This window comes from Brachybacterium huguangmaarense (genome assembly GCF_025725725.1).
Taxonomy (GTDB): domain Bacteria; phylum Actinomycetota; class Actinomycetes; order Actinomycetales; family Dermabacteraceae; genus Brachybacterium; species Brachybacterium huguangmaarense.
Genome location: NZ_CP107020.1, coordinates 947876 through 968322, shown reverse-complemented (window position 1 = coordinate 968322; position 20447 = coordinate 947876). Strand labels below are relative to the sequence as shown.

Below are 20447 nucleotides of genomic sequence, written 5' to 3'. Positions count from 1 at the left end.
CCAGTGATATCGATCCGGAGGACGAGGCGTGAACCGACGACCGCATGAGGACGCGCTGGCTGCCCGGTGGACCCTGGAGGGCGAGATCCCGCTGGGACAGGTCGCCGAGGGGAGCTCCTGGCACCGTGCCCGCGCCGCCGACGGCGAGAGCCGCGCGCTGTTCCTCGCCGAGGGCGGCGCCGCGCTCGAGGTGGCCGATGCCGCCCGGCGCGCCTTCCTCGTCGAGAACCCGCGGCTGCTGGCCGTCGACGACATCGACGTCTTCGACGACCACGACGGCACCCCCGCCCTGACCGCCGTCTCCTATCCCTTCCCTCCCGCACCCCCGCTCGCGGCGCTGCTCGCCGACGGGCCGCTGCGCGCCGAGACCGCGCGCTCGGTGATCGGGGAGGCCGCCACCGGCCTCGAGGCCGCGCGACGGCGCGGACTGCGCCACCAGCACCTCGACTCCAACCGAGTGTTCGTCGACCTCGCCTCGGGCTCCGTGTGGGTGCTCGGGGTCGGGGTGGAGACCGCGGCCCACGGCACGGCGGATCTCTCCGGGCCGGCCGCCGCCCAGCGGGACGTCACCGCGCTCGTCGCTCTGCTGTACCGGGCCGTCACGGGGGCGAGCCCTCGTCGGGACGAGACCGGGGTGGTCCCGCGCGCCGGCGAGGTGGCCGAGCGCCGGGTCCCCGAGGATCTCGAGGCGCTGTGCGACGGGGTGCTGAACCCGGGCGATGCCCCGGTCCCCGCCAACGTCCGCGAGCTCATCGCGGAGCTCGGTCCGTGGCAGTCGATCCCCGTCACCCTCGAGGCCTATGACGCCGCCGACGCCGGGGCGGGGCACGAGGCGGCCGCGGGAGCCGAGACGGTGGACGAGGGCTCCGACGCGGGCCGCTCGACCGTCGACGAGGTCGTGTCCCCGCGGACCGGGCTCCGTCCCGCCTCCTCCTTCCCCCTGTTCGCTGGCTCGGCGAGCACCGCCGGCGCCACGGCGGCCGCGCCGGAGACCCCGGAGGCTGCAGCCGACGCGACCGGGCTCGAGCCCGAGCCCCTCCCGGACAGCGAGATGCCGGGATCGGCCCCGGAGGCCCCCGAGCCGACGGAGCCGGAGCCCGTGGAGGAGGACCTCGTCGAGGTCGAGTCCGCGCGAACGGTCGACGCGGCCCCGGCCGACGACGAACCGGACCGGTCAACCGCCGTGACGGACGAGGCGCTGTCCGAGCCCGTCGCGGAGGAGGCGCTGTCCGAGCCCGTCGCGGAGGAGCACGGCGACGGGGATCCGGTCGCGGAGGCCTCCGTGTCGGACGCCCGCTCCGCCGAGGCCCAGCGCCTCGTCGACGACCTCCGCCTGACCGAGCGTCGCGAGCAGACCGCCTTCCCCGCCGCCCTGGCGTTCACCCCGACCGCCGCCGCCGAAGACGAGGACGTCGTGCTCGATCCCGACGTCGTGGACATGACGGGCAGCCGCGGCACCGCCGAGGAGAGCGCCGACGTCGACGCCGCGGCCGCTGCTCCGCCCGTCGCCGCCTCGACCCCCTCGGCCGCGCCGTCCAACGATCGCCCCGGGGAAGACGAGCCCGTCGAGCCCGAGCCCGACGCCCGTGACGACGCCGACGAGCCGCGCGGGCCCGTCTCCGTGCCCGGAGGGCTGCCCCGCGGGGGATCGGGCCCGATCGTGGTCCCCGGGCGTGAGACCTCCGTCGCCGCGGCCGCCCTCGGCGAGGACGCACGGCGCTCCTCGTTCCGGGACGTGATGGGCGTGGCCATGGACCGCGACGCCGACGAGGCCTACGCAGTCGAGCCCGAGGAGGCGCCCGGACGGTCACGACGATCGCTGTGGATCCTCGTCGGCGCGATCATCGTGGTCATCCTCGCGCTCGTGCTGGCCCTGACCTCGATCACCTCGGGTCTGCGTGAGCGCATGGCCGATCCCTTCGGCACGGCCGCAGCCGCCTCGAGCGCGGCTCCCTCCCCGACAGCCTCCGCCGAGGCGACAAGCGAGGCGCCGGCCGCGACGCAGCAGCCCGCGGCGGCCCCGCCGGCCATCGCCTCGGTGGCGGTCGAGAGCAGCGGGAGCGGGGACCACGCCGACAACGCCGATCGCCTCACCGACGGCGATCCCGGCACCGTCTGGAAGTCCAAGCGCTACGCCTCCGCCTCCTTCGGCGGTCTCAAGGACGGCATCGGGATCCGGATCGACCTCACGGACCCGGCGACCGTGAACGCCGTCGTGGTGACCACCGCGCAGGTCGAGGGCGGCACCCTCGAGCTGCATGCGGTCAACGACGACGGCTCGATGGGCGACACGATCGCGAGCGGTGCCTTCGCCGGTGACGGCGAGGTGCGCCTCGCGCCCGCGCAGCCCGTGCAGGCCCAGCACCTCATGGTCTGGATCCCCGAGCTGCCCTCGGACGGTTCGCGCAATCTCGCGCAGATCGCGGAGATCCGCGTCGAATGAGCCGCCGCGATCAGCTCGACCGGATCGCCCGGCGTCTCGCCGAGGTGAGCGGCCGGCTGGCCCGCAACGGACGTCGCCTCGCGCGGATCTCCGGTCGTCGGGTGCGCGTCCACGGCGCCGCCCTCGGCGCGGCGTCCCGGCGCACGGCCGCGCGCGCGGCCCGGGGAGCGGGAGTGATCACGCGACGCGCGGCGAGCGGCGTCGGCGCCGTCTCCCAGCGCGCCGCCCGGGGCGCGGGATCGGTGTCACGACGGCTGCGCCTCCCGACCGAGGACCGGCACGAGGGCAAGCACTCGCGCCGCGCCGACTCGCCGACCCGCCGCGCCACGTCGATCCTGATGCTCGGCCTGCCCCTGCCGCTGCTCGTCGCGGCGCTCGCCATCGCCGCCGTCATCGGGCTGCTGCTGTCCTGGGCCCTCGTGCTCACCACCCAGCCCGGCACCGTCGGCGGCAGCGGAGCGATCAACGACACCCGGGCGAGCGGGAACATCTCGTCGAATCTGACCGTTCTCACGGAGTCGACGCTGGGCCCCGAGGTCCAGAACCTCGTCGACACCGGATACGTGGACTCCGCAGCGGCGTTCGACGTCTCGAGCTGTCTCGCGCAGCAGGGCATCGACTCGCCGGTGCTGATCATGGAGGAGGTGGCATGGGGACCGACGATGCAGTCCTCCTGGCTGATCGTGCACACCCCCACGGACGCCGCCACGCTCCGCTCCGAGGGCGGCGCGGTGGACGTGTCCATCGTCCTGCCCTCGTGCGGCAGCGGCAGCGCGGACGACGCGTCACAGAGCCTGCTGTGGAGCGGTTCCACGATGCTCTCGCCGACCACCTCCTGACCCCTCCTGCCCCCCTGCTCTCCCTCATCCGCCCCGACCACCGGAAGGCTTCCTTCATGACCGACCCGATCCAGCCCATCACCGTCGTGCCCGGACTGCTCGGCACACCCGGCGCCGCGAGCGCCGAGGCCGCCGTGTCGTCGGCGGCCGCGACCGCCGACGACACCGTGCACGAGGTCGTCATCGTGGGCTCCGGGCCCGCTGGCTACACCGCCGCCGTGTACGCGGCGCGCGCCGAGATGCGGCCGATCGTGATCGCAGGGTCCCTCGATGCGGGCGGTGCGCTCATGACGACCACCGAGGTCGAGAACTTCCCCGGCTTCCCCGAGGGCGTGATGGGCCCCGAGCTCATGGCGCAGATGCAGGAGCAGGCCGAGCGCTTCGGCGCCGAGATCCTGTTCGAGGACGCGACCGAGGTGCAGCTCGAGGGGCCGATCAAGACGGTCACCCTCGAGGACGGCACCGTCTACCGCTCGCGCACGATCATCATCGCCACCGGCTCGGCCTACCGCGAGCTGGGCATCGACGGGGAGAAGGAGTTCTCCGGCCGCGGCGTGTCCTGGTGCGCGACGTGCGACGGGTTCTTCTTCAAGGACAAGGACATCGTCGTCGTCGGCGGCGGTGACAGCGCCGTCGAGGAGGCGACCTTCCTGACCCGCTTCGGCTCGAGCGTGACGCTCGTGCACCGACGGGACGCGCTGCGCGCGTCGAAGATCATGGCCAAGCGCGCCGCCGCGGACCCGAAGCTGCAGTTCGCGTGGAACAGCCAGCCGGTGCGGATCAGCGGCGAGGAGTCCGTGACGTCGCTGACGGTGCTCGACACCGTGAGCGGCGAGGAGCGCGAGATCCGCACCGATGCCGTCTTCGAGGCCATCGGGCATGTGCCGCGCTCGGCCCTGTTCACCGGCCAGATCGCGCTCGACGAGCAGGGTTACGTCGTGTGCGAGGGGCGATCGACGCGGACCTCCGTCGAGGGGGTCTTCGCCTGTGGCGACGTCGTCGACCACACCTATCGGCAGGCGATCACCGCCGCCGGGTCGGGGTGCCAGGCAGCATTGGATGCCGAGCGCTACCTCGCCAACCTGTCCGTCGAGGACGCCGAGGTCGCCGCCGAGCGGGCCGCCGATCAGGACATGGCGGTCCGAGCCTGAGACGTGCCGTGCGGTCGGGTTCCGGGTGCCGTGCAGCTGAGCGCAGACCTGACGCACTATCAGCTCGCCCGACGGGTGTGTTTCACTAACTATGACAGTGTTATCGGATACTTCGCGCCGTGATGTCGCCCCCGCGCCTGGCCGCGTCGTCGTGCTCGTCACGGCGGTCTGGCCCGATCCCTGCCGACCGGCGCCCACGCTCGCCCGGGAGCTCGCTCGCAAGCACCGTGACAGCGTCATGGTCGTCATGGTGGACCTCGGCGAGGGGCCGGCGGCGACGGCGCTCGTGCTGACCTCCGGGTCACGACCGTCGCGGGGAGCCGGGGCCGCGGGACAGCTGCCGGACAGCGAGTCCCGGTCCGACAGCCTCGTCCTGTGTGCCGCCGGCACCGCCGGCGAGGAGATCCCGGGGTCATCCCGCCCGAAGCACGCCGGGCCCGCTGAGGGCGCGGAGCACGTCGGGCCGGCGCCGTACGGCGACAAGGCGAGCGGGAGCGCGCCGTACGGGGAGGAGACGAGCGGGAGCACACCGTGCTGCGAGAAGACCGCGGAGGCCGGCGCCGATGTCGCCCGAGGGGCCGGCCTCGTCGTGCACCCGGGTGAGCCCCTCGATCGGGACGCCCTGATCGACCGGTGGGGCATCACCGAGCTCCCCACCTGGATCGCCTTCGATGTCGACGAGTCCACCACTGCATCCGCGGACGAGGCCTCGATGGGCGGTGCAGAGGCGAGTGCAGGCGGTCGAGGCGTACGAGAGGGCGGCGCCATGGCAGAGCTGCCTGGCACCGAACGGCGACGCTCGTGCAGATACGTGGAGAGCGGGCGGCTCACGGGAGCGCTGCCCAAGCACGAGGTCGAGCGCACGCTGTTCCGCTCGTGAGCGCAGGGGCAACCACACGGAACCGGGCGGCTTTCACCCTCAGGTGAGGCGCGCATCCGGCGCGGTCGTCGTGAGAAGTTTTCCACAGAGGTCACACAGCTCCGTAGTTATCCACAGCTCCGTCCACCGTACCCAGGGGCGGTCCGGGCGGGTTCCCATGTCTCGACAGCTAATCCTGCTGTGACGTGTGGTTTCACGCTTCGAAACTCAGCTCTCGGACGCGCCTCCCTCCTCGCCCTGTCCTGTGGCGGGCCACGTTGTCCCCAACATTGTCCACACGTGTGACTATCGACGTCCCGCACTCGCGAGCCCGCCAGCGCCCGGCCGGACGCTGTGGGGTCGCGCAGTGCATCGACGTACGTTTCACGTGGAGCAGAGGGACATCAGTATGCGAGCATCTCCACCGCGCGCTTCACGTGGAACGTCCATGGCGCGCCGCCTGCTCACGGCTCACGCGTCGTGCTGACGACACGGCCGGCTGGAACGGTGCGACCGGCCGTGCCGTCGTACAGCCCGCCCACGGCCCGTGGTCGTGTAGTACGTCAAGCGCCGCGGCAGTCCACCGCGCCATTTTCGGCATGAGGCGCCCTAGACGAGACACATGCCCCCTGCCCAGACGATGTGCATTCCAGCTCATGCGGCGCCGGTGCGTGCACGCACGAGGCTCACGTGACGGTGTGGGGCGGCGCGGGCTTCACGTGAAACTTCCGCCAGCCTCGCGTGCGCCTCCTCGGACACCGGAGTAGGCGGTGCGCCACCGCGTTTCACGTGAAGCTCTGACGACTGCGTACCTTGAGCCGCCTTCTCCGCGCGAACGCACTGGAGGGCATCGTCTCGGTTCCGCTACAGAGAGGCCCGCAGAGGTGAGTCTTGACGTCTGCACACCTGACTCGTTCCACGTGGAACGTCTGCACCGTTTCATGTGAAACGCGTGCGCCGCTGTCGCAATTCAAGACCTTGAAGCCAGATGAGCGGCAGTTCAGCAGGGGCGGTGCTCCCGGGGCGTGCATACGGGGGGTGTTGGCAAGAGTTTCACGTAGAACGCGCGCCGGCTGCCTCATCCTTCAGCTCCCTCGATTCACGTGAAGCAGCAGGGCTCTCCGTCCTGCGTCCCGGGGTAGACGGATGCGCGGCTGCCCGATCGATTTGGCGTCTGCAGAAGTCGTCAGGCCCTCCACCAGACGTGGACGCGTCGGCGGGTTCGCGATATGTGGGGGCGTCGCGAGAGCGTGTTCTTCGTGAGGGAAAGGCCGTGATGGGTCACGCCCGCTCCTCCTCTGCCGTCGCGCGCTCCACGTGAAACGACACGTCGGGAGCACGGACTGAGCGCCCCTCCGTCACGCGCAGGCCCGCCTCGAGCCGCCGTGGCTCCCCACAGCGGGTGGAGAGCTCCGAGCGGCCTCGCGGAGGCACGCCAACACCGACCACGGGTCTATCTCGGCGTCGGGCGGCCCGGTCGTCGTGTCACAGGCTTGTGGAGCCGACGTTTCACGTGAAGCCCCAGCCGGCCGAACTGGCCTATGTTCCCGCCAACACACTCCCCATGTCGTGCGCGACGATCCTGGTGGCGCTCGTGCGCAACGTTTCACGTGAAGCTCTGACGACAAAGTGAACGGCGGCCCCATGAAGGCCGCCTTGCGAGAGAACTTCTCAGGTGTCCCTGCCGGACCCCGGCGCACTCCATGCTGTCGCACTGTTTCACGTGAAGCGAGGGCGTCCCCCTGATGCCCTACCAACATCCTGGCGCTCGCTGAGCAACGATCGGCGACACGTCACTGGGCGTTGGTAGCCACGGTTTTCTCATCGAGGCATTGCTGTGCATGCCTTCAAGGCGCTCGTTCCACGGGAAACGCCGGCTGTGGCGTCGTTGGAAGCGGTCTCCGTTTTCCCGCGTGCGCCGTTTCACGGGAAACATCCCACCCTGCGCGTGCATACTGCCGCTCGAGCCTCAGCTGTCGCCACGTGTCGTCACGCTCGCTTCACGTGAAACGGCCTCGTGGAGTAGCAGCCGGGACGTGAGGGGAGGTGTCTTGAACTACGGGAGGGCGCGTCGGCAGCCCACCACGCGCGGCTGTGGGCCGGATGGGCGGACGGGCGGGGCTGCGGGCTGTTGCCCGTGAAACGTGACCCCCACCGATGGGATGGGCACCGCCGTCGCATCGCAGTTGCACGTGGAACGTGCGCTTCTCGGTTCGGGGGATCGCATCTCTCGACGTACCAACCCCGCGGCGCGCCACGAGGGGACAGCCCGGCCCAGCTCGCCCACGTCGGCCCGGGAGGGCGCCACCGCGACCTCGGCTCTGCTGCATGCAGGAGCGCAGGACAATCTCCAGGCGTTGCTGTCCCCATTGTTGGCAACATGGTGGACAACCAGCCGGATCACGCATCGACGTCATCCACAGCTGTGCGCACAGTCGTGGACGGATACCGCCCTCAGGAGCGGGCCGGGGAGTGGAGAACGCTGAAGGCTGTCCTGGACTACCCCCCCAGCAGCTCCGTGACATGGTGCTATCACAGTGTTATGGCCGCGGCGCGCACACACGTTCACGGCGAGAGGATGGAGGGGCGGCCGAACCCGGAGAGGGCCGCCCCCTGGAGCGCGAGGAGAACTACCTCCTTCGCGAGAGCACGACGGGGAGTTGGTCGTCGCGTGGAACCCGTGCACCCTGTCGGAGGCCGGGTTGCGCGATCACGGACCGGCGCCCGGGGTGCGCAACGCGCTATCTCTCCGGGCCTGCCAGGGGCGACGAGGGGATCTGGGACAGGGCCTCGCACTCATCCGCCCTTGCCCTGCGCTCTGCGGCAGGGTCGGGGCCTCAGCCCTCCGAGGAGTCGTCGTCCTGGGTCTCGAGCCCGATGCGCTCGATGAGGCGCTCGAGGTCGTCCAGGTTGGTGAACTCGAGCGTGATGCGACCCTTGCGCTTGCCCACGTCGATCCGGACGGGCGCCTCGAGCCGGTTGGAGAGTCGGCTCGTCAGGTCGACGACGTGCGGATCGTAGGTGCTGCGGCGGGGGGTGGTGCGCGTGCGGGACGGCTCGGCGCCGGTGGAGACGAGACGCTCGACGGCCCGGACCGAGAGGCCCTCGGCCACGATCCTCTGCGCGAGTTCCTCCATGAGCGTCGGATTGTCCAGCGACAGGAGCGCCCGCGCATGACCGGCCGAGAGCACACCCGAGGCGAGTCTCCGCTGCACGAGCGGGGGGAGCTTCATGAGTCGCAGGGTGTTGGAGATCTGGGGCCGGGAGCGGCCGATGCGGTCGGCCAGCTCATCCTGGGTGCATCCGAAGTCCTCGAGCAGCTGCTGGTACGCGGCCGCCTCCTCGAGGGGATTCAGCTGCGAGCGGTGGAGGTTCTCCAGCAGCGCGTCCCGCAGCAGGTCGTCGTCGCTCGTCTCACGGATGATCGCGGGGATCGACGCGAGTCCGGCGCGGCGTGCGGCGCGCCAGCGGCGCTCGCCCATGACCAGCTCGAATGACTCTCCGGCCTCGGTCGCCGGGATCGGCCGGACGACGACGGGCTGCAGGACGCCCACCTCGCGCAGCGAGTAGGCGAGCTCGTCGAGCGCGTCGTCGTCGAACTGCGTGCGCGGGTTCCGGGGGTTCTCGCGGATCTCGTGGATCGGGATCTCGGCGAACTCGGCCCCGGGCACCGGCAGCAGGTCGGTGTCCGCATCATCGACGTCGGTGGCAGCGATCTCAGCGGTCGCGTCGTCGTCGGTCCGAGTCTCGCCCGCCGGCGGCTCCGCGGCGGGCGACACAGCGGCGACAGCCTGCTCGGACGCCGCCGGTTCCTCTGCCTGGACCGCACCGGTCGGGGCCGTGTCCGTCCCCTCGTCCGTGGGCTCTTCCGACATCGCGGGCGAGGCGTGCTCGCCCTGGCCGGAGCCGGCGATGGCGGGGGTGGGGGTCACCGTCTCGACCTGCACGGCCAGATCGGCGTCGGCCTCAGCGCTCGGCGCGGGCGTCGATGCCGAGGCGCGTCCGGCCTCCGGCGCGGGTGCACCGTCCGTGGGCGCGGACGCCGGCCCCGAGTCCGCCGGGTGACCGGCCACGATCCCGGCCGGCGTGTGCTCGAGCCCGGTGGCGGCCAGCTCGTCGGCCGTCGCCGGCTCGAGCGGCGCAGCGGCCGGCTCGGACCACATGTCCGCAGGCTGTGGCGTCGCGGAGCTCGGCCGTGCCGTTCGCGTCTTCGTGGCGGAGGTTCGACCTCGCGACGAGGCCGTCGTGGACTGCGTCGCCGTGGGCTCAGCGTCCGCCGTCGGCTCGGCTTCGGGTGCGGAGGAGGCAGCGGCGGTCTTCGCTGCGGGGGCCTTCTTCGCGGGGGTCTTCTTCGCAGACGGCGTCGCGGCAGTCCGCTTCCGGGTCGTGCCCGGGGCGCTCCGGGCCCCCGAGCGCTCGGTGCCCGTGGCCTCCGTGGCCTCGGCATCTGTCGCCCTCGTGCTGCGCGCCGGGGAAGCCGCGCCCTGGGCGCCCGCGCTCTTCGCGGCCGTGGCGCGGCTCGGCGCCTTCTTGGCGGCGCGGCGTTCGGCGGCGGCACGGGCCATCGCGCCGGCCACGTCGCGTCCGTTGCCGGAGCCCCGCGTCGGGCGCTCGGTGCCGCCCACGGGATCGCCCGAGAAGAACATGTCCACGGGCCGGCTCCCCGCCCCCGACTCTCCCGGTTCGGGGCTCGTGCGCGGATGGTTCCGGGTGCGCAGCGAGGTGGCCTGCTCGGCGTCGGACTCGGCCGGCGAGGCGACGGGCTCCGGAGAGGCAGCTGCCGGTGCCGGTGCGGTCGTGCTCCGGGGCGCGGTCGGTCCCGCACCGGGGATCAGGGCACCGAGCCCGCGGCCGAGGCCTCGCTTCTGCGTCATGTCCGTCCTTCGCTCGCCTGAAGATGACCGCCGGAGAGACCGGCGGCACGGTCGGGAGCGGCGATGCCCCCTCAGTGGTGTTCGCGTCCGTCCCGCTCAGAGAGCGGGGCGGAGGGACAGCTCACGGGCGGCGGCGCGATAGGCCAGTGCACCGGAGCTGGTCGGGTCGTACGAGAGTACCGTCTGCCCGTAGCTCGGCGCCTCGGAGATGCGCACCGATCGGGGGATGGTGATCTCGAGCGTCTGCTCGGGGAAGTGGTCCCGCACGTCCTGCGCGACCTGGGAGGCCAGGCGCGTCCGACCGTCGTACATGGTCAGCAGGATGGTGGAGACGACGAGCTCGGGGTTGAGGTGCGCCTTGATCAGGTCGATGTTCTTGAGCAGCAGCGTCAGCCCCTCGAGCGCGTAGTACTCGCACTGGATGGGGATCAGCACCTCGCGCGCCGCGACGAGCGCGTTCACGGTGAGCAGGCCGAGAGACGGCGGGCAGTCCACGAGCACGTAGTCGAGCCGCTCCTGGCCCGACTTCTCGCGCCCCGCGAGGTAGTCGCGGATCGCGCCGCGCAGGCGGTTCTCGCGGGCCACCATGGCGACCAGCTCGATCTCCGCGCCCGACAGGTCGATCGTCGCGGGGGCGCACCACAGGTTCTCGATGTCCGGGCACGCCTGGACCACGTCGTCCATGGGGCGGGACTCGACGAGCACCTCGTACATGCTGGCCACGTCGGCGTGATGGTCGATGCCGAGCGCCGTGGAGGCGTTGCCCTGGGGGTCGACGTCGATGACGAGCACCTTCAGGCCGCCCATCGCGAGCGCGGCGGCGAGGTTGACGGTCGTGGAGGTCTTGCCCACGCCACCCTTTTGGTTGGCGACCGTCAGGATCCGGGTCTGCTCCGGGGCGTCGAACACGAGTCCCTCCAGTTCACGACGGCGGGCGTGGTCCTGGGCGAGGGCCCGCATGATGGGACTGTCGTCCAGTGCGGCGCCCGAGCTGCGGGGGGTCGAGGACGCCGGTTCGGCGTCAGTGCGACGTGCGGCCACGGCGGGCTCCTCTCCTGGGCGAACGGCCGGCCTGCTCCCTCTCGGCGGGAGCGCGGTCGGCACGGCGGACCGTGACCACTGTAGTGGGAAGGGCGACCTCGCCCTCACCGACGACGACCACGTGGGGATCCAGGCCCCCACGACGGCTCAGCGTCGCACCGGCGGCCTCGATCTCCTCGGCCGCGGAGCTGCCCTTCATGGCGAGCAGGTGACCGCCGTCGGCCACGAGCGGCAGGGTCCAGGTCGCGAGCTTGTCGAGGGCCGCCACGGCTCGCGCCGTGACGACGTCGAAGGTCCGGTCCGACAGCTCCTCGGCGCGCGAGCGCACCACCTCGACCTCGACGCCCAGCTCGGCGGCTGCCTCCTCGAGCCACAGCGCGCGCCGCTGCATGGTCTCGATGAGGGTCACCTCGAGGTCCTCGCGCGCGATCGCGACGACGAGACCCGGCAGGCCCGCCCCCGAGCCGACGTCGGCGAGGGTGCGCGCCGAGGCGGGGATCGCGTCGATCAGGAGGGCGCAGTTGAGCAGATGCCGCTCCCAGAGGCGATCGACCTCGCGCGGACCGATCAGGCCCCGCTCGACGCCCGCCCCGGCGAGCAGCCCCGCGAAGCGCTCCGCGACCTCCAGGCGGTCGCCGAACAGGCGCACGGCCACGGGACGCAGATCGTCGGGGACGGGGAGGGGCGGAAGCGTCGACAGCGCAGTCGCTGCCCGGCGCCGCCCTCCCCCGGGGGAGGTGGGCTGCTGGGATGCCACGGCGCGGTCAGGACGCCGGGTAGATGACGACGTGACGGCCCTTGCCGTCTCCGTCCGACTCCGAGCGCAGGCCGGCGGCCTTCGCGACGTCGTGCACGACCTTGCGCTCGAACGGGTTCATGGGCCGCAGCGGCACGGGCTGCCCCTCGGCGGTCGCCTGCTCGACGGCCTTCTCGGCGAGCTCCTGCAGGCTGCTGCGGTGCTCGGCGCGGAAGCCGCCGATGTCGAGCATGAGGCGGGAGCGGTTGCCGGTGCGGGTCTGCACGGCGAGGCGCGCGAGCTCCTGGAGGGCGTCCATGAGCTCGCCCTTGGGCTCGTTGAGCTTGCCGAGCCGGGCGGCGCCGCGGATCTCGACCGAGGCGCGGTCGCCGTCGACGTCGATGTCGATGTCGCCGTCGAGATCGGCGATGTCGAGCAGCTCCTCGAGGTAGTCCGCGGCGATGTCGCCCTCCTCCTCGAGACGGCGCACCCGGTCCTCGGCGGACTCGTCGGCGGCGCCGTCGTCCTCGGCCTCGTCGGTGTCGGCGGCGGTCTCGTCCGCATCCGGCTCAGGGGCCTCGGCGGCGGGCTCGGTCGCCACGGTGTTCTCCGGGGACTCGGCGTCCGCGATCACAGCGGCCTCCGGCGCCTCGGGGGCCTCGTGCACGGCGGCACCCGTGGGATCGATCTGGTTGTCGGTCATGCTGGTCCTCCTGTGCGGGGATGTTCCGGCCGGCGGAGGGATGGGGTGCCGACCGGGAAGCTGGGTCAGCGCTTGCGCGAATTCTTCGAGCGCCTCTTCTTCGAGGACGAGGACGTCACTCCCGGGACCTCGCCTGCGGCCTCGGCAGCCGCACGGCGCTCGTCCTGGGCCTTCGCACGCGCAGCGCGGGCCTGCTCGAGGCGCTCGGCGTCCGACAGCTTGCGGCCGCCCTGGGACTTCTTGGGCTGCACCCGGATCTGCTGCTCCTCGACTGGAGCCGCCTTCTTCTTGGGCGTGAAGTCGATGGGCTCGAGACCCTTCTTCTCGCGCTTGGCGTTGACGCGGCGCTGCATCGCCTTCTCGGCCTCGGTGCCGGGGGTCGGGCTGTTGCGGATGATGATCCACTGCTGGCAGAAGGTCCACACGTTCGTCGTGAGCCAGTACATGAGCACGCCGATCGGCATGCCCGGCCCCGAGATGATGTACACGAACGGGAGCATGTACAGCATGATCTTCTGGGTGCTCGCCATCGGGCCCTCGAGGGCCGACGGCGGCATGTTGCGCATCGTCAGCTCCTTCTGGGTGAGGAAGGTGACGGCGCACATGAGCGCGATGATGATGCCCGCGATGATCTTCGCCGACATGTCGCCGGCGAGGAAGCTCGAGGAGATCGTGACCGAGCCGAAGATGGTCGAGTCGTGCGCGCTCTGCGCGAGCTTCTGGGAGAGCGGGCCGAAGCCGTCCGCGGACTTGGCGGCCTCCGGCAGCTTGTAGAAGAGCATCCGGAACAGCGCGAAGAAGATCGGCATCTGCAGCAGCACCGGCAGGCATGACGAGAACGGGTTCGCCTTGGCCTCGCGGTAGACCGCCATGGTCTCCTCGGCCTGCTTCTGGCGGGACTCCTGGTCCGTCTTGCCCTTGTACTTCTTCTGGATCGCCTGCAGCTCGGGGGCGACCATCTGCATCGCGCGCGAGGCGCGGATCTGCCGCACGAACAGCGGGATGATCAGGGTGCGGATCACGGCGGTCAGACCGACGATCGACAGCAGCCACGTCCATCCGGAGTTGGCGTCCATGAAGAGCGACAGCAGGGAGTGGAACTGCACCATGATCCACGCCACGGCCCACTCGATGGGATAGAGGATGTTCATCGGCCTGGTCTTCCTGCCGTCGGTAGGCGCATGTCGTTCATGCGATGTGACGGCTGCGGGTCGGGGTCTCGGACAAGACTAGAGGGTCGGGTGGATGTGACCGTCCACAGGATGACGAGCACGGGGGTTCCTCCACATCCCGGGTGCGGGGACCGGATCGACCCCTCCGCGGGAGGCGGGATTGCAGCGGCAGATGCGCCCGAGCGCGAGCACGGTCCCCTTGAGGGCGCCGTGCACCCGGATCGCGTCGAGCGCGTACTGCGAGCACACCGGGTAGTAGCGGCATGCCGGCGGCGTGTACGGGGAGATCCCCACCTGGTAGGCGCGGATCGGCAGCGCCAGCAGGCGGCGCGGCAGCACAGAGAGATTCGGGAGGCTCATCGGACCGCCCGGGCGCCGCAGAGCTTCGTGGCCGCCGCCCGCACTGCGGAGTCGACCTGCTCGGTCAGCTGTGCGAACGGGACGTCGTCGATGCCCGGCAGGGCGCGCACGATGCAGGTGGACCCGCTTGGCAGCAGAGACAGACGAGGCCGGATGATCTCCCGTAGACGCCGGGTCACGCGGTGGCGGACAACGGAGTTGCCCACCTTCTTGGACACGACGAATCCCACGCGGGGCCCCTCGGGTGCCTCCGGCAGGAGGGCGAGGTGGACGACCACGTGGGATCGGGCGCTGCGCACACCCTGACGGGTGGCACGGCGGAAGTCGTCACCGGAGGAGATCCGGTGCCGTGACCAGGTCACGGGAGCCCGGCCGGGCTCAGGACTCAGGCCGACAGCTCGCTGCGGCCCTTGGCACGACGCGCGTTGATGATCGCGCGGCCGGCGCGGGTGCGCATGCGGGCCCGGAAGCCGTGCTTGCGGGCGCGGCGACGGTTGTTCGGCTGGAACGTGCGCTTGGTCATGACTTCTCCTCGGTGGTGCGTGCGGCCCATGGTGGCCCGGCTCGCGGGGGCTGGTGGCTCGCCGCGCTCGGGCGGCTCACCGGGCGCGCCGATGAGCGCTGCCTGCCGGGGAAGCCGCCGCGCTCACGCGCAGCAGAGACTGACCGAGACTAGCCGTGCCCCGGGAGGGGGTCAACGAGACGGCCGGGGCCCACCCGGGAGATGTGGCGGGATTCTCACCGCCCGTGGGCACGGGTGCGGGAGCACCCTCCCGCACGCCGATCGGCCACGCTCTTGTGGATCGCGGATCGCGTTATCCCCATCTCCTGTGGAAAACTACCTCGAGATTCGCCGACCACCGGAGCACACCATGGACGATACCGACGTCGACTACGACGCCATCTGGGACGAGACCCTGCGCATCCTGCGCCGGGACGAGACCGTCACCGAGCGCGTGATGGCCTTCCTCACCCTCTCCCGCCTGATGGCCGTGGTCGCGGACACCGCCCTGCTCGCGGCCCCGTCGGCATGGGCCAAGGACGTGTTCGAGCAGCGCATCGCCGAGCCGCTCAAGTCGGCGCTGTCCGAGGCCACGGGCCGTGACACCCGCTTCGCCGTGACGATCGACGAGACGTTGCTGTCCCACGACGACCCCGAGCCGGCGCCCTCCCCGTCGCCCGCGCCGCGTCCACCGCGCGATGTGGACAACGCTGTGGAGAACACGGGTGCGCGGCGCACCCCGAGCATCGCGCCCCTGCCCGAGACGGGCGTCGCGGCGACCGAGGGGCCCGCGGGGATCGGTCGGGGGGCGAGCGTGACGTCGCCCACCACCCCGCCGTCGGCGTATCCGAGCGGCGAGGCCGGCATCGGCGGCACCGGGTCCATGACGATCGGCCGCGGCCCCGACCCCGAGCCGCGCGAGGACCCCTCGGCCCGCGGCGGGGACGGCACCACGCTCGGCTCCGACTCCCGGCTCAACGCCAAGTACACCTTCGACACCTTCGTCATCGGCTCCTCCAACCGCTTCGCGCAGGCGGCCGCCTCCGCCGTCGCCGAGGCCCCCGCCAAGGCGTACAACCCGCTGTTCATCTACGGCGGCTCGGGACTGGGCAAGACCCATCTGCTGCACGCGGTCGGCCACTACGCCCAGAACCTCTACCCGGGCATCGAGGTCCGCTACGTCAACTCCGAGGAGTTCACGAACGACTTCATCAACTCGATCCAGTCCGGCCAGTTCGGCAAGGCCCAGGAGTTCCATCGCCGCTATCGCGACATCGACATCCTGCTGATCGACGACATCCAGTTCCTGCAGCGCGCCCCGGAGACGATGGAGGCGTTCTTCCATACCTTCAACACGCTGCACAACGCCGACAAGCAGATCGTCATCACCTCCGACCTGCCGCCCAAGCAGCTCGGGGGGTTCGAGGACCGCATGCGCTCCCGCTTCGAGATGGGGCTCATGACGGACGTGCAGCCGCCGGATCTCGAGACCCGCATCGCGATCCTCCGCAAGAAGGTCGAGATGGAGGGCACCCAGGAGGTCCCGCGCGACGTCCTGGAGTACATCGCCTCGAGGATCTCCACGAACATCCGCGAGCTCGAGGGCGCGCTGATCCGCGTGCAGGCCCTGCACTCCCTGTCGCGCCAGCCGATGGACGTGACCCTCGCCGAGAGCGTGCTGAAGGACCTCCTGGCCCATGACAACGGGGCCGAGATCACGGCGACGACGATCATCGCCCAGACCGCGTCCTACTTCGGGCTCACCGTCGATCAGATCACCGGCGGCGCCCGCACGCGCGTGCTCGTGACCGCCCGGCAGATCGCCATGTACCTGTGCCGTGAGCTCACGGACATGCCCTTGATCAGGATCGGGGAGGAGTTCGGAGGGCGCGACCACACCACCGTCATGCATGCGAACAAGAAGATCTCGGAGCTCATGAAGGAGCGTCGGGCGATCTTCAACCAGGTCACCGAGCTCACGGCGCGCATCAAGAACAGCAGCGCCAACCAGGTCTGAGCCTCCCGGGATCACACGGCCGGTCAGAGCCGGTCTGTCCCCAGTGTGAATAAGCCTGTGGACAATGTGGAGCAATCGGCATCGTCGCAGGGACCGATGTGGATCCAGAATCTCGTGCTCGTCGCCGGGACGGCTTGTGTTCCACAGTCCATGCACACGGCGACGAGCCGGATGCACTGAGCATGCACGACACGACTTCCGGTACTGACCTGCTCAGATGCCACTTCTCCCCAGAGTCAACAGCTGTGAAGAGGAGTGTTCTTGTAGTTCTGGCTCAAGGGGTGTGGAGAAGTCTGGGCCGGAGAGGCCCTCCCTGCTGGGGCGCTGGGGAGGGAGGAGAGCCAGGAGGGAATCGGAAGCCTCACAGCCGGAAGTCAAGGATCCGATTCGGCGTGTCGGCGAGAGCCGGGCTACTGTGGCCTTCCCGCGACACCGCCGCCCGGGATCCGGGAGGCCCCCGATCCCGGCGACAGGCCGTGCGTCCGCGTGAGACCCTGCAACGACACAGCTTTCCCCACTGCGAAGGAGTGGCAACGGTGAAGTTCCACCTCGATCGCGGCGTCCTGGCGGACGCCGTCTCCTGGGCCACCCGCACCCTCCCGGTCCGGCCCGCGATGCCCATCCTCCAGGGCGTGCGCATCGTCGCCGACGCGAGCGGCGAGCTGCAGCTGTCGACGTTCGACTACGAGGTCAGCGCCCAGATCACGCTCGCGGCCGAGGTCGATGCCCCCGGCGAGGTGCTGGTCCAGGGCCGCATGCTCTCCGACATCGTCCGGGCGCTCCCGAACAAGGACGTCACGGTCTCGCTCGAGGGGACGAAGCTGCAGGTCAGGTGCGGCAGTGCGCGCTTCGCCCTGGCCACCCTGCCCGTCGAGGAGTACCCGCAGCTCCCGTCGATGCCGCCCGTCGCCGGCTCCGTCGACGCCCACGTGCTCGCCGAGGCCATCGGTCAGGTCACGGTCGCCGCCTCCAAGGACGACACGCTTCCCCTGCTGACCGGCGTGCGCATGGAGATCGAGGGCGAGAAGGTCACGCTCATGGCGACCGACCGCTACCGTCTCGCGCTGCGCGAGCTCACCTGGCGACCCGCGAGCCCCTCGGCCTCGACCACGGCACTGGTCCGTGGACGCACCCTGCAGGAGGTCGCCCGGTCGCTCGCGACCGGCTCCGACGTCGACATCGCTCTCGCCGACGACTCCTCGGCCAACCTCATCGGCTTCGAGTCGAGCGGCCGACGCACCACCTCCACGCTCGTCGACGGCGACTACCCGCCCGTGCGGCGCCTGTTCCCCGACTCGGTCGCCATCACCGCCGTCGTCGCGACCGCTCCGCTCATCGAGGCCGTCAAGCGCGTGTCCCTCGTGGCCGAGCGCAACACGCCCGTCCGCCTCACCTTCACCGAGGGCCAGGTCGCCCTCGAGGCCGGCGCCGGCGACGACGCCCAGGCCTCCGAGGTGCTCGAGGCGCAGCTCGAGGGCGACGACCTCGTGGTCGGCTTCAACTCCGGGTTCCTGCTCGACGGCCTCGGCGCCCTCGGCACCGACTTCGCCCGTCTGACCTTCACCGACTCCATCAAGCCGTCTGTGATGAGCGGCCAGGACAGCCTCGAGGGCTCGCCCGACCCGTCGTACAAGTACCTGCTCATGCCGATGCGGATCTGAGCCCCATGACGCGGACGGCCTGGACATGGAGCTGACCGCGCTGGACCTCACGTCCTACCGGTCCTATCCGAGACTCGAGCTGCGTCTCGCGCCCGGCGTCACGGTGTTCGTCGGCCCGAACGGCCAGGGCAAGACCAACATCGTCGAGGCGCTCTGGTACCTCGCGACCCTCTCGAGCCACCGCGTCCCCCACGACGCGGCGCTCGTGACGCGCGGCGAGCAGACCGCGATCATCCGCGCCTCGTTCGTGCGCGCCGGCCGGCCGCTGCAGGTGGACCTCCAGATCACGCCCGGCCGCTCCAACACCGCCCGGGTGCAGGGATCGGCCCTGTCGCGGCTGCGGGACCTGCTCGGCGAGGTGCGCGCCGTGCTGTTCGCCCCCGAGGACCTCACCCTCGTCAAGGGCGACCCCGACGGCCGACGGCGCTTCCTGGACGAGCTGCTGTTCGAGATCGCCCCCCGCTTCGCCGGCGTCAAGGCCGACTACGACCGGGTGCTCAAACAGCGCTCCCACCTGCTCAAGCAGATGCGGTCGATGCGCCGAGGCTCCTCGGGACGCAGCGTCGGCGGCCTCGATCCCGCCGAGGCGGCGGCCTCGACCCTGAGCGTGTGGGACGCGCAGCTCGCCCGGGCCGGCGCCGAGCTCACACGCGCCCGCATGCACCTGGTCAACCGGCTGCGACCCCACCTGGGGTACTCCTACCTGCGGGTCGCGACCGACGAGGGAGCCGAGACCGCGCTCGACCTCCCGCCCGAGGACCGCGGCGACGTCGACTCCCCGGCCGACATCGGCTACCGGGGCGCCGTGGTCGACGCCCTCGGCACCCCCGCGGGACAGCTGCCCTCGCTCCCGGAGCTCCACGACGCCCTGCTCGCCGAGATGGAGCGGCGCCGGGAGGACGAGATCGATCGCGGGGTCACCCTCGTCGGCCCCCACCGCGACGACCTCGAGATCCGCCTGAGCGACTTCCCCGCCAAGGGCTACGCGAGCCACGGCGAGTCCTGGTCCCTCGCCCTGGCCCTGCGCCTGGGCTCCTACGACCTGCTGCGCCTCGAGGAGGGCGACCTGGGCGACGGCGAGCCGATCCTCATCCTCGACGACGTCTTCAGCGAACTCGACACGCATCGCCGCGAACGTCTCGGCCGGATCGTCGCCGACGCCCACCAGGTGCTCATCACGACCGCGAACGACTCCGACATCCCCGACTCGCTCGAGGGCGAGATCCACGTGGTCGACGTGACCCGCGGCAGCGCCGTGCCCCGAGAGGGCACGATGTCCCGCCACGCCCACGACGCCGGGACCGCGTCATGGTGAGCCCAGGGGCGCCGCGGCCGCGCCGCCCCGCGCTCAACCCCTACGACCTCTCCACCTGGCGACGGGACCGCGAGGCCGAGGACGCCGTGCCGACCCCCTCTCACGATCCGACGACCGTCGCGGAGGAGGGCGCCGGCCCCGATCCGCGTGTCGACCCGCCCCGCGAGGAGGAGGACGACGAGGCCGCGTGGGATCCCGCCGAGCTGCCGCGCGATCTGGTCGACCCCTTCGAGCTGGCCCGACGCACCGTCAACCAGTCGCGCGCCGCCGCCCGCGACCGCGGACTGTTCCCCATCTCCGCGAAGACCCAGGCACGCGATGTGCGCGACCGCTCCGCCTCGGCCCCCGGCTACTCGGGAGCCCGGCCCGACCCGCGCGACCCCCAGGGCATCGAGGCCGTGCTGCGCCGCGTGCTCGGCAGCCTCGGCTGGAGCGAGGGCATGAGCTCCGGGCGCGTGCTCGAGGAGTGGGACGAGATCGTGGGAGAGCAGATCGCCGCCCACTGCCGGCCCGTCACGCTCGACGCCGGGATCCTCGTCGTGAGCGCCTCGTCCTCGGCCTGGGCGACCCAGCTGCGCATGCTCTCCCCCCAGCTCATCACCCGCATCCACGAGCACGTCGGAGCGAGCGTGATCTCCGAGCTCAAGGTGACCGGCCCCGCCGCGCAGTCCTGGAAGAAGGGACGGCGGACCGTGACCTGGCGCGGCCCGCGCGACACCTACGGCTGACGCCGGGCGGAGGCGATCCGCGGCGCGAGGCCCGCGGCGCGGATGG

16 protein-coding genes are annotated in these 20447 nt (G+C 71.4%); 8 read left to right on the top strand and 8 right to left on the bottom strand.

The genetic code is table 11. From position 1 onward, the window contains the following. The first annotated feature begins 28 nt into the window (after positions 1–28). The 4 genes from BRM3_RS04225 (at position 29) to BRM3_RS04210 (ending at position 5313) form a co-directional block, all read left to right on the top strand. Positions 29–2443, top strand: a complete 2415-nt coding sequence (locus tag BRM3_RS04225; protein ID WP_263594847.1) for a hypothetical protein — start codon at positions 29–31, stop codon at positions 2441–2443. Then, positions 2440–3282 carry a hypothetical protein gene (locus BRM3_RS04220; protein WP_263594846.1) on the top strand — a complete coding sequence of 281 codons (843 nt, stop codon included), beginning with the start codon at positions 2440–2442 and terminating at the stop codon, positions 3280–3282. Before BRM3_RS04225 ends, BRM3_RS04220 begins: the two co-directional genes overlap by 4 nt. Positions 3283–3338: 56 nt before the next feature. Then, positions 3339–4433, top strand: a complete 1095-nt coding sequence (trxB, locus tag BRM3_RS04215; protein WP_263594845.1) for a thioredoxin-disulfide reductase — start codon at positions 3339–3341, stop codon at positions 4431–4433. Positions 4434–4524: 91 nt separating this feature from the next. Continuing rightward, a complete protein-coding gene (locus BRM3_RS04210; protein ID WP_263594844.1) occupies positions 4525–5313 on the top strand; it encodes a hypothetical protein in 789 nt (262 codons plus the stop codon). A gap of 2816 nt (positions 5314–8129) precedes the next feature. On the opposite strand, the gene BRM3_RS15030 is transcribed toward BRM3_RS04210, so the two are convergent. The 8 genes from BRM3_RS15030 to rpmH form a co-directional block, all read right to left on the bottom strand. Continuing rightward, a complete protein-coding gene (locus tag BRM3_RS15030) occupies positions 8130–10166 on the bottom strand; it encodes a ParB/RepB/Spo0J family partition protein (protein ID WP_318152439.1) in 2037 nt (678 codons plus the stop codon). A 96-nt stretch (positions 10167–10262) separates the two neighbouring features. Beyond that, the gene (locus BRM3_RS04200) at positions 10263–11126 is read right to left on the bottom strand and encodes a ParA family protein (protein ID WP_263595391.1); all 864 of its coding nucleotides are present in this window, start codon (positions 11124–11126) and stop codon (positions 10263–10265) included. Between the two features lie 61 nt (positions 11127–11187). After that, complete coding sequence (gene rsmG / locus BRM3_RS04195) at positions 11188–11862, bottom strand: 16S rRNA (guanine(527)-N(7))-methyltransferase RsmG (protein WP_263594843.1); 675 nt, start codon at positions 11860–11862, stop codon at positions 11188–11190. Positions 11863–11971: 109 nt separating this feature from the next. Further along, positions 11972–12646: a R3H domain-containing nucleic acid-binding protein gene (locus BRM3_RS04190; protein ID WP_263594842.1), complete on the bottom strand. Its 675-nt coding sequence runs from the start codon at positions 12644–12646 to the stop codon at positions 11972–11974. Between the two features lie 65 nt (positions 12647–12711). Further along, positions 12712–13797: a membrane protein insertase YidC gene (gene yidC / locus BRM3_RS04185; protein WP_263594841.1), complete on the bottom strand. Its 1086-nt coding sequence runs from the start codon at positions 13795–13797 to the stop codon at positions 12712–12714. Positions 13798–13875: 78 nt separating this feature from the next. Beyond that, a complete protein-coding gene (gene yidD / locus BRM3_RS04180; RefSeq protein ID WP_263594840.1) occupies positions 13876–14178 on the bottom strand; it encodes a membrane protein insertion efficiency factor YidD in 303 nt (100 codons plus the stop codon). Next, complete coding sequence (gene rnpA, locus BRM3_RS04175) at positions 14175–14477, bottom strand: ribonuclease P protein component (RefSeq protein WP_263595390.1); 303 nt, start codon at positions 14475–14477, stop codon at positions 14175–14177. Before rnpA ends, yidD begins: the two co-directional genes overlap by 4 nt. A gap of 86 nt (positions 14478–14563) precedes the next feature. Further along, entirely contained in the window at positions 14564–14701 is a 138-nt protein-coding gene (gene rpmH, locus BRM3_RS04170; RefSeq protein WP_263594839.1) for a 50S ribosomal protein L34, read from the bottom strand. Positions 14702–15050: 349 nt separating this feature from the next. On the opposite strand from rpmH, the gene dnaA reads away from it, so the two are divergent. The 4 genes from dnaA (at position 15051) to BRM3_RS04150 (ending at position 20401) form a co-directional block, all read left to right on the top strand. Beyond that, positions 15051–16697: a chromosomal replication initiator protein DnaA gene (dnaA, locus tag BRM3_RS04165; RefSeq protein WP_263594838.1), complete on the top strand. Its 1647-nt coding sequence runs from the start codon at positions 15051–15053 to the stop codon at positions 16695–16697. A 536-nt stretch (positions 16698–17233) separates the two neighbouring features. Next, the gene (gene dnaN, locus BRM3_RS04160; RefSeq protein ID WP_263594837.1) at positions 17234–18358 is read left to right on the top strand and encodes a DNA polymerase III subunit beta; all 1125 of its coding nucleotides are present in this window, start codon (positions 17234–17236) and stop codon (positions 18356–18358) included. Between the two features lie 25 nt (positions 18359–18383). Continuing rightward, complete coding sequence (recF, locus tag BRM3_RS04155; RefSeq protein WP_263594836.1) at positions 18384–19673, top strand: DNA replication/repair protein RecF; 1290 nt, start codon at positions 18384–18386, stop codon at positions 19671–19673. Continuing rightward, positions 19667–20401, top strand: coding sequence for a DUF721 domain-containing protein (locus tag BRM3_RS04150; RefSeq protein WP_263594835.1), 735 nt, complete (start codon positions 19667–19669; stop codon positions 20399–20401). Before recF ends, BRM3_RS04150 begins: the two co-directional genes overlap by 7 nt. The last annotated feature ends 46 nt before the right edge of the window (positions 20402–20447 follow it).

Bases quoted from the DNA above. Each gene is read 5' to 3' on its own strand.
- dnaA (WP_263594838.1), top strand. From the start codon at position 15,051: ATGGACGATACCGACGTCGACTACGACGCCATCTGGGACGAGACCCTG.
- recF (WP_263594836.1), top strand. From the start codon at position 18,384: ATGGAGCTGACCGCGCTGGACCTCACGTCCTACCGGTCCTATCCGAGA.
- BRM3_RS04190 (WP_263594842.1), bottom strand. From the start codon at position 12,646: ATGACCGACAACCAGATCGATCCCACGGGTGCCGCCGTGCACGAGGCC.
- BRM3_RS04220 (WP_263594846.1), top strand. From the start codon at position 2,440: ATGAGCCGCCGCGATCAGCTCGACCGGATCGCCCGGCGTCTCGCCGAG.
- rpmH (WP_263594839.1), bottom strand. From the start codon at position 14,701: ATGACCAAGCGCACGTTCCAGCCGAACAACCGTCGCCGCGCCCGCAAG.
- trxB (WP_263594845.1), top strand. From the start codon at position 3,339: ATGACCGACCCGATCCAGCCCATCACCGTCGTGCCCGGACTGCTCGGC.
- yidC (WP_263594841.1), bottom strand. From the start codon at position 13,797: ATGAACATCCTCTATCCCATCGAGTGGGCCGTGGCGTGGATCATGGTG.
- yidD (WP_263594840.1), bottom strand. From the start codon at position 14,178: ATGAGCCTCCCGAATCTCTCTGTGCTGCCGCGCCGCCTGCTGGCGCTG.
- BRM3_RS04210 (WP_263594844.1), top strand. From the start codon at position 4,525: ATGACAGTGTTATCGGATACTTCGCGCCGTGATGTCGCCCCCGCGCCT.
- BRM3_RS04150 (WP_263594835.1), top strand. From the start codon at position 19,667: ATGGTGAGCCCAGGGGCGCCGCGGCCGCGCCGCCCCGCGCTCAACCCC.
- BRM3_RS04200 (WP_263595391.1), bottom strand. From the start codon at position 11,126: ATGCGGGCCCTCGCCCAGGACCACGCCCGCCGTCGTGAACTGGAGGGA.
- BRM3_RS15030 (WP_318152439.1), bottom strand. From the start codon at position 10,166: ATGACGCAGAAGCGAGGCCTCGGCCGCGGGCTCGGTGCCCTGATCCCC.